This is a genomic window from Mycobacterium sp. SMC-19 (genome assembly GCF_045310815.1).
In the GTDB taxonomy this organism is placed as follows: domain Bacteria; phylum Actinomycetota; class Actinomycetes; order Mycobacteriales; family Mycobacteriaceae; genus Mycobacterium.
On the sequence record NZ_JBJIAM010000005.1, the window covers coordinates 437,632 to 444,905 of the forward strand.

Here is a 7,274-nt window from a genome sequence, read left to right on the forward strand (position 1 = left end):
CTCTTATCCGGCCGCGATCACGTTGGCGGCCTCGGCGGCCGCGTAGGTGTTCGCACTGGTGTTGAGGGTGGCGACGAACATCTCGTGAATGGCGCTGGCTTGGGTGCTGACCTGGTGGTACAGCTGCGCCTGAACGGCGAACCGGGCAGCCAGCATGGCCGACACCTCGTCGGCGGACGGGGGAACCACTGCGGTGGTCACGATGTGCGCGGCCTCGTTTTGGGCCGCGAGCGCCAAGCCGGTGCTCGACAGGGTGTCGGCAGCGGTGGTCAGGGTCTCAGGATGTGCATTGACGAACGACAAAGGCCTCTCCTTGAAAATGACGGCGGCAACAAAAAGGGCCGGCTTCTTTCGGAGTCGGACCCTGTTGCGCAACGTTTTGCTGGGAACATCCTCCAGATTTCCTGACAGCCCTGCCGGTATCCAAGCTGGTTAACAGCCTCTTAACGTTCGCAGCGAAACGTTTACACAACGGCGCGAAATTGGCTGATTTGACGGCGCTGCGCGCTGCGCGTCGCGACCGGCCGGCGCGGCAGGACAGTGGCGACGGTCACAATCCGGTTTAGGCAGTACCGATGGTATCGTTATACCCCACCGGGCTATCTGTCCATTGCGAAGACAATTGATAGGGTTTTGTAAAACCCGTGGGAGGTTCGCCATGCTCAAGGTCGATGACAGCGCCGCCGGCCCGCATGACGGGTCACTGGATCACGAGCGCATCGTCCTGCAAGCCCGCGACGTCGGGTTCGACATGTCGGACCTGCCGGTGCACTACGTGCCGGGCGAGCCCTTCGTCACCCACTTCTGCAATGTGCTGCACCTGCTGCTGCCGGCCGGCGAGGAGTTCTTCGTCGAGGTGTTCAAGCAGGCGTTACCGCTGATCAAGGACGACCAGCTGCGGCTCGACGTCCAGGGCTTCATCGGCCAGGAGGCCACCCACTCCCAGGCGCACACCGCCGTTGTCGACCACTTGGCCGCCCGCGGCGTCGACATGTCGCCGTTCACCGGCCAGATCAAGTGGCTGTTCGACAAACTGCTCGGCGACCGGCCGACCTGGAGTGAGCGCCGTCAGCAGCGCTGGCTGCTGGAACGGGTGGCTCTGGTGTCCGCCGTCGAGCACTACACGGCGATTCTCGGAGAGTGGGTCCTGGAAAGCCCCGCGTTGGACGAGGTCGGCACCCATCCGGCGATGCTGGACATGCTGCGCTGGCACGGCGCCGAAGAGGTTGAGCACAAGGCTGTCGCCTTCGACGTCATGAAGCACCTGCGAGCCGGGTTCTTCCGGCAGGTCCGTACCCAGTTGGCCGTCACACCCCTGATGCTGCTGTTGTGGGTGCGCGGCCTGCGGTTCATGTACAAGGTGGACCCGCAACTGCCGGCCGGAGCCAAGCCGCGCTGGCGGGACTGGTTCATCGCGGCGCGCCGCGGGCTGGTGCCCTCGCCGTTCGAATTCCTGCCCGCGATCGCCTCGTACTACCGTCCCGGCTTCCACCCGGCGCAACTCGGCGGCGTGGAAAAGGCGGTCAACTACTTGGCCGTGTCGCCCGCCGCCCGCGCCACGCACTGACCCCAACCCGCGGGCGAACAACGAGGAGTGCAGTCCATGACTACCCCGACCACCACCACCGTGACGTCGGCCGACGGTGTGACCCTTGCGGTGCACGCGTACACCGATCTGGACCCACAGCGGACGACCATCCTGGCGATCCACGGCTACCCCGACAATCACCATGTCTGGGACGGGGTGGCTCGTGAGCTCACCGAGCAGAACCCGGGCCGCTACAACGTCGTCGCCTACGACGTACGTGGTGCGGGGACGTCCTCGGCGCCGGCTGAGAAGTCCGGCTACCGATTCCCGCACCTGATCGCCGACGTCGCCGCGGTGATCGAGCACCTGGGCAAATTGGGCGTGGACAGGGTTCACCTACTGGGGCACGACTGGGGTTCGATCCAGGGCTGGGCAGCCATCACCGACCCGGCCGTGGCGGCCAAAGTCGGCTCCTACACGTCGATTTCGGGTCCTCACTTGGACTACGCCGGCAGATTCCTGCGCTCGGCGCGCAACCTGCGGACGCTCGGCGATGTGGTCAGGCAGCTGCTGGAGTCGAGCTACATCTGGCTGTTCTTGACCCCGCGGGTTCCCGAGGCGGCTTTCCGGTCCGGTCTGGGCGTTCGAGTCCTGGGCTGGCTTGACCGTATCGGTCGTTCGGGCACCGCCCAGCCGGATATGCCCCGGGGGGAGAACGACTACGTCAACGGGCTCAACCTGTACCGCGCGAACATGCCGGGACCGTTTCTGAAGCCGGCGCGACCGCTGCCCGCCACCGATGTCGCGGTGCAGGTGCTCGCGCCTCGCCTGGACCTGTTCGTCAGTCCGGCCCTGCAGCGCTACACCGGATCCATCCCGGCCAACCACCGGGTGCTCGACATCGACGGCGGCCACTGGGTGGTGACCGATCGCCCCGACGTGATCGCTCGGCTCACCGACGAGTGGGTGCAACACAGCGTGGCCGGTGAACCCGGCGATGACGTGCGGCCGGCCTGATATGACGCAGGAGATCTGGAGGTCTCGCCCCGCCGACCTCTACGGCCGGCGAAAGCATGACCGGCTGTTCAACGCGCTCTGGGGAGCGATCACCGTATTCGGCGGAATGGCCGCGCTTTCGCGATGGAAGCCGTCCCGGGTGGCCCCGGTGTCACGGACGATCGCGGCCGTCGTCACCAAGCGGGAGATGTTGACCAGCGACGTGGTGGCCCTCACCCTGGCGGACCCCGACGGCGGACTGTTGCCGTCGTGGACGCCGGGCGGTCACATCGACGTGCAGCTGCCCTCGGGCCGGCGCCGGCAGTACTCGCTGTGCGGCGTGCCGGGGCGTCGCACCGAGTACCGCATCGCGGTACGCCGGCTCGACGATGGGGGCGGCGGCTCGGTCGAGATGCACGAGAGTTACGCCGAGGGCGACACGTTGCTGTTCGAAGGTCCGCGCAATGCGTTCTACCTGGGCACCGGGGAAAGCGAGGTGCTGTTCGTCATCGGCGGAATCGGCGTCACCCCAATGCTGCCGATGCTGCGCGAGGCCGCCCAGCGCGGAATCGATTGGCGCGCGGTCTATGCCGGGCGCAGTCGGGCGGACATGCCATTGCTCGACGAGGTGCTGGCCGTGGATCCCGCGCGGGTCACGGTGTGGGCCGACGACGAGCACGGGCGCTTCGCCGGCACCGAGGAGCTGCTGGCCGGCGCCGGCCCGCAGACCGCGGTGTACGTGTGCGGCCCGAGCGCGATGCTCGAAGCGGTGCGCGTCACCCGCAACGAACACGCCTCGAATATCAAAGCCCCGCTGCACTATGAGCGGTTCAGTCCGCCGCCGGTGGTCGACGGGGTGCCCTTCGAGTTGGAGCTGGCTCGATCCCGGCGCGTCCTGGCGATTCCCGCGGACCGCTCGGCGCTGGACGTGATGCTCGACGCCGATCCGACGGCCGCACACTCGTGCCGGCAGGGGTTCTGTGGCACCTGCAAGGTCAAGGTGGTCTCCGGCGACGTCGACCGGCGCGGACGCACCGCCGAGGGCGGCGACGAGATGCTGGTCTGCGTGTCGCGGGCCAACGGCGGACGCATCGTCATCGACGCCTGAATCGAGGCGTATCGCTGCAGATAGGATGCTCGGATGTCTGGTGAGGCTGAGATTCATCGCGGGAGTTTGCGGGCCAGAATCATCTACGCCGTCTTCTCGGCGGTAATGCCGCGGTTGGTGCGGTGGGTCAGTCGCCGTGGGGGCCCCGAGGCCATGCCCGGAATGTTGGCGCAGTTGGGCCGGCGCACCAACACCGTCGCCCGCCTGCAACGGCTGCGCCCGTACTTTCGGATCCGCTTCACCCGCGATCTCGCGACGGGTGTTCCGGTCGAGATCGTCCGCAGGGCAGACTGCGTCGCCCCGCTGAGCGACGGCGCCATCTTGTACTTTCACGGCGGCGGGTTCTTCACCGGCGGTCTGGACACCCACCTGCATGTCGTGGCGACCCTGGCCCGACGCACCCGGCTGCCGGTCGTGCACGTCGACTACCGGCAATTCCCCGACGTGAGCGTGGACGGCTCGGTGGAAGACTGCGTCGGCGCCTACCGCTGGCTGCTGGAACAGGGGGCCGACCCGGCCAAGACGGTGATCGCCGGCGACTCCGCGGGGGGCTTTCTCACGTTCGCCACCGCACTCCGATCCCAGCAGGAGGGGCTGCCGGCACCGGCCGGAGTCATCGGGATCTCGGCACTGCTGGAGCTGGACGGAACGGCCCGCAGTACGCACCCGAACATGGGCACCGACGCATTCGGCATCGCGGACGCGCTGCCCGACCTCGTCGAGCACGTGTGCCCCTCGACGCCGATGCGGCGCGAGCTGTCTCCGATCAACGGCCGGCTTGAGACCATGCCGCCGGCACTGCTGATCGCCGCCGAGTCGGAGATTCTGCGCTGCGACAACGAACGGCTGCACGACGCGCTGCTGGCGGCGGGCCGGTCCAGCCGGCTCGAGCTGTGGGCACACCAGGTGCACGCTTTCCCGGCGCTGTTCGGATTCCTGCCCGAGAGTCGGGCGGCGTTCGACCTGATGGTCCGCTTCGTCGCCGGGCGCCTGGCCGACCCCGGTGAGTCGGGCGAGACCCGCCGAGAGGTGTCCTGAAGCCCCTTGCCGCTAGGGTGGCAGCCATGCAGGTAGCAGTGCTGGGCGCCAAGGGCAAAGTCGGCGCGACGATGGTGGCGGCGGTGCAAGCCGCGGAAGATCTCACCCTGTCTGCGGCGGTCGACGCCGGTGACGAACTGAGCTTGTTGACCGACAGCGGCACCGAGGTCGTGATCGACTTCACCCACCCCGCAGTCGTGATGGACAACCTGAAGTTCTTGATCGACAACGGGATCCATGCGGTGGTGGGCACCACCGGGTTCACGCAGGAGCGGCTGGCCCAGGTCCGTTCCTGGATCGAGGCCAAGCCCGGTTCGGCGGTGCTGATCGCGCCCAACTTCGCCATCGGCGCGGTGCTGTCCATGCACTTCGCGGCCCAGGCCGCAAAATACTTCGAATCGGTGGAGGTCATCGAGCTGCACCACCCGCAGAAGGCCGATGCGCCGTCGGGTACCGCCGCTCGCACCGCCGCGCTGATCGCCGAAGCCCGAAAGGGACTGCCGCCCAATCCCGACGCCACCAGCACCGGTCTGCCCGGAGCGCGCGGCGCGGACGTCGATGGTGTGCCGGTGCATTCGATCCGGTTGGCCGGGCTGGTCGCCCACCAAGAGGTGCTGTTCGGGACCATGGGGGAGACGCTGACCATCCGGCACGACAGCATCGATCGGACCTCGTTTGTTCCCGGGGTGCTGCTGGCGGTGCGCCGGGTGGCCGAATACCCCGGGCTCACAATCGGCATCGAACCCCTCCTCGACCTGAAGTAGTCGTGATCAAGGTGTCGCCGGCCAACCGGGTGAAGGTGCTCATCGCCTTCATGTGTGTGGCACTGCTGATGTATCTGGCGTTTCTGGGCCGGATCGCGGTGCTGCTGATCGCCTCCGGTTCGGTGGCGGCGATCGGGATGGGGCTGGCGCTGCTGATCATGCCGTTCCTCGGGCTGTGGGCGATGATCGCTACCCTGCGGGACGGATTCGCTCACCAGAAGCTGTCGCGGCTGATCACCGAAGACGACATGGAACTCGACGCCGGCGCCTTGCCGCGGCGGCCTTCTGGACGCATCGAACGCGACGCCGCCGATGCCCTGTTCCACACGGTTCGCGCCGAACTCGATGCCGACCCGGACAACTGGCGGCGCTGGTACCGGCTGGCCCGGGCCTACGAGTTCGCCGGGGACCGTCGTCGCGCGCGGGAGGCGATGAAGACCGCGGTCGCGCTGCAGGCGCAGCAGTGAGCAAGACGCTGTTGGTGGTGCACCACACGCCATCGCCGTTCTGCCAGGCCATGTTCGAGGCGGTGCTTTCCGGGGCGACGGACCCGCAGATCGAGGGCGTCGAGGTGGTGCGCCGCGCCGCGCTCGAGGTGTCGCCGGCCGACATGCTGGCCGCCGACGGCTATCTGCTGGGCAGCCCGGCCAACCTCGGCTACATCAGCGGCGCGCTCAAGCACGCCTTCGACGTCTGTTACTACCCGATCCTGGACTCGACCCGCGGCAGGCCGTTCGGCCTCTACCTGCACGGCAACGAAGGAACCGAGGGCGCCGAACGGGCCGTCGACTCCATCACGACGGGCCTGGGATGGGTCAAAGCGGCCGACTACGTGGTGGTGTCGGGTAAGCCCGGTAAGCCCGAGCTGGAAGCGTGCTGGGAGCTTGGCGCGACGGTGGCCGCGCAGCTGATGGACTGAGCCCCGCTACGGGTCGATGTGGTTCTCCGGCATGTAGAACGAGTGCAGTGGGTAATCCCGGCCGGGTCCCATCGAGTGGCAGTCTTGCTGTGACGGCGGTGATTTCGGCGGCTCGTAGTAGTAGATGACGCAGCGCTGCCAGCTGCCGTCGGGCTGAACCGGACCGTCGCACTTCTGGGCGGTGGAGAAGAACAGCAGCGGGTTGTCCTGGCAGCCCGCCTGGGCCGTCGGTGCCGAGGCGATCAGCCATCCGGCTGCCAGTCCGGTAGCCGCCAGCGCGGTGGTCAGGCCCCCGGTGAGGTAGCGCTTCACGGTCGACCCCTTCTCCTCGCGTCGTGTTGTCGAGTGACTATGCCGGACGCGGCCGATGTTTGTCGCAGATTATGCCCGCGGTTTGCGCGCAGTTCCTATCGTGAGACGATAGGCTGCGATGCCGTGACCCATGCAAACAACACTGCGACCACGACGGAGTCCACCACGGACCTGCTTGCGCGCACGCTGGAGTCCGTGCGCGTCGCCCACGAGAACATCGCCGAGCTGGCCCAGCATCAGAACGGCATGTATGCCGTGGCCCAGACCGCCAAGGGCACCGCGCTGATCCACGACTTGCGTAAGCAACTCGACCAGCTCAACAAGATCCTGCCCTTCAAGAGCTAGTTGCCCGCCCTGGTCAGGGTGGCGCCTTGTTGAGAGCACGTTCGCTGTTGATGCGGTGGGCGCGGTCTTGGCTGCGGGTGCGCTTGCGGGTAGGCATCATCAGGCCGCGGTTGGCGGTCGATGTCGGTGGTGACGGTGGTGCCGCTGGTGCGGCGGTGGCTACGCACAGGGCGGGGAATAGCAGCATGCTGCCGGGCTGCGTGGTGTAGGTGTGGCCGGTGGGGCTGGTCCATTCGATGGTGCCGTTGGGGTGCTGACGGTCGC

The 7,274-nt window shown here is 67.4% G+C and carries 10 protein-coding genes and 1 pseudogene; 8 read left to right on the forward strand and 3 right to left on the reverse strand.

All coding sequences use genetic code 11. The features are described 5' to 3' along the window. Window positions 1–3: 3 nt before the first annotated feature. Entirely contained in the window at window positions 4–303 is a 300-nt protein-coding gene (locus tag ACJH5R_RS14355) for a PE family protein (protein WP_406759179.1), read from the reverse strand. 355 nt (window positions 304–658) lie between these two features. On the opposite strand from ACJH5R_RS14355, the gene ACJH5R_RS14360 reads away from it, so the two are divergent. Genes ACJH5R_RS14360 through ACJH5R_RS14390 form a run of 7 tightly spaced genes read left to right on the forward strand, consistent with a single transcriptional unit; the run spans window position 659 to window position 6,353 of the window. Continuing rightward, entirely contained in the window at window positions 659–1,567 is a 909-nt protein-coding gene (locus ACJH5R_RS14360) for a metal-dependent hydrolase (protein ID WP_406759178.1), read from the forward strand. Between the two features lie 36 nt (window positions 1,568–1,603). Next, window positions 1,604–2,545, forward strand: a complete 942-nt coding sequence (locus tag ACJH5R_RS14365) for an alpha/beta fold hydrolase (RefSeq protein WP_406759177.1) — start codon at window positions 1,604–1,606, stop codon at window positions 2,543–2,545. Between the two features lies 1 nt (window position 2,546). Beyond that, the gene (locus ACJH5R_RS14370; RefSeq protein WP_406759176.1) at window positions 2,547–3,632 is read left to right on the forward strand and encodes a PDR/VanB family oxidoreductase; all 1,086 of its coding nucleotides are present in this window, start codon (window positions 2,547–2,549) and stop codon (window positions 3,630–3,632) included. Window positions 3,633–3,665: 33 nt separating this feature from the next. Beyond that, window positions 3,666–4,670, forward strand: a complete 1,005-nt coding sequence (locus tag ACJH5R_RS14375; RefSeq protein WP_406782202.1) for an alpha/beta hydrolase — start codon at window positions 3,666–3,668, stop codon at window positions 4,668–4,670. A gap of 26 nt (window positions 4,671–4,696) precedes the next feature. Continuing rightward, a complete protein-coding gene (gene dapB, locus ACJH5R_RS14380; RefSeq protein ID WP_406759174.1) occupies window positions 4,697–5,434 on the forward strand; it encodes a 4-hydroxy-tetrahydrodipicolinate reductase in 738 nt (245 codons plus the stop codon). Window positions 5,435–5,484: 50 nt separating this feature from the next. Beyond that, window positions 5,485–5,901 carry a hypothetical protein gene (locus tag ACJH5R_RS14385; RefSeq protein ID WP_406782219.1) on the forward strand — a complete coding sequence of 139 codons (417 nt, stop codon included), beginning with the start codon at window positions 5,485–5,487 and terminating at the stop codon, window positions 5,899–5,901. Between the two features lie 50 nt (window positions 5,902–5,951). Continuing rightward, complete coding sequence (locus ACJH5R_RS14390) at window positions 5,952–6,353, forward strand: flavodoxin family protein (protein ID WP_406759226.1); 402 nt, start codon at window positions 5,952–5,954, stop codon at window positions 6,351–6,353. Between the two features lie 6 nt (window positions 6,354–6,359). Here the strand turns inward: ACJH5R_RS14390 and ACJH5R_RS14395 are convergent, their stop codons facing one another. Then, entirely contained in the window at window positions 6,360–6,665 is a 306-nt protein-coding gene (locus ACJH5R_RS14395; protein WP_406759173.1) for a hypothetical protein, read from the reverse strand. Window positions 6,666–6,788: 123 nt separating this feature from the next. Here ACJH5R_RS14395 and ACJH5R_RS14400 point away from each other — a divergent pair, with 123 nt between their 5' ends. Beyond that, window positions 6,789–7,010: a hypothetical protein gene (locus ACJH5R_RS14400; protein WP_406759172.1), complete on the forward strand. Its 222-nt coding sequence runs from the start codon at window positions 6,789–6,791 to the stop codon at window positions 7,008–7,010. Window positions 7,011–7,023: 13 nt separating this feature from the next. Here ACJH5R_RS14400 and ACJH5R_RS14405 read toward each other — a convergent pair. After that, a pseudogene (locus ACJH5R_RS14405) lies at window positions 7,024–7,274 on the reverse strand (hypothetical protein); the annotation flags it as partial.

Excerpts from the sequence above, each read along its gene's own strand:
- ACJH5R_RS14360 (WP_406759178.1), top strand. The coding sequence starts at position 659 with ATGCTCAAGGTCGATGACAGCGCCGCCGGCCCGCATGACGGGTCACTG.
- ACJH5R_RS14365 (WP_406759177.1), top strand. The coding sequence starts at position 1,604 with ATGACTACCCCGACCACCACCACCGTGACGTCGGCCGACGGTGTGACC.
- ACJH5R_RS14370 (WP_406759176.1), top strand. The coding sequence starts at position 2,547 with ATGACGCAGGAGATCTGGAGGTCTCGCCCCGCCGACCTCTACGGCCGG.
- ACJH5R_RS14375 (WP_406782202.1), top strand. The coding sequence starts at position 3,666 with ATGTCTGGTGAGGCTGAGATTCATCGCGGGAGTTTGCGGGCCAGAATC.
- dapB (WP_406759174.1), top strand. The coding sequence starts at position 4,697 with ATGCAGGTAGCAGTGCTGGGCGCCAAGGGCAAAGTCGGCGCGACGATG.
- ACJH5R_RS14385 (WP_406782219.1), top strand. The coding sequence starts at position 5,485 with ATGTGTGTGGCACTGCTGATGTATCTGGCGTTTCTGGGCCGGATCGCG.
- ACJH5R_RS14390 (WP_406759226.1), top strand. The coding sequence starts at position 5,952 with ATGTTCGAGGCGGTGCTTTCCGGGGCGACGGACCCGCAGATCGAGGGC.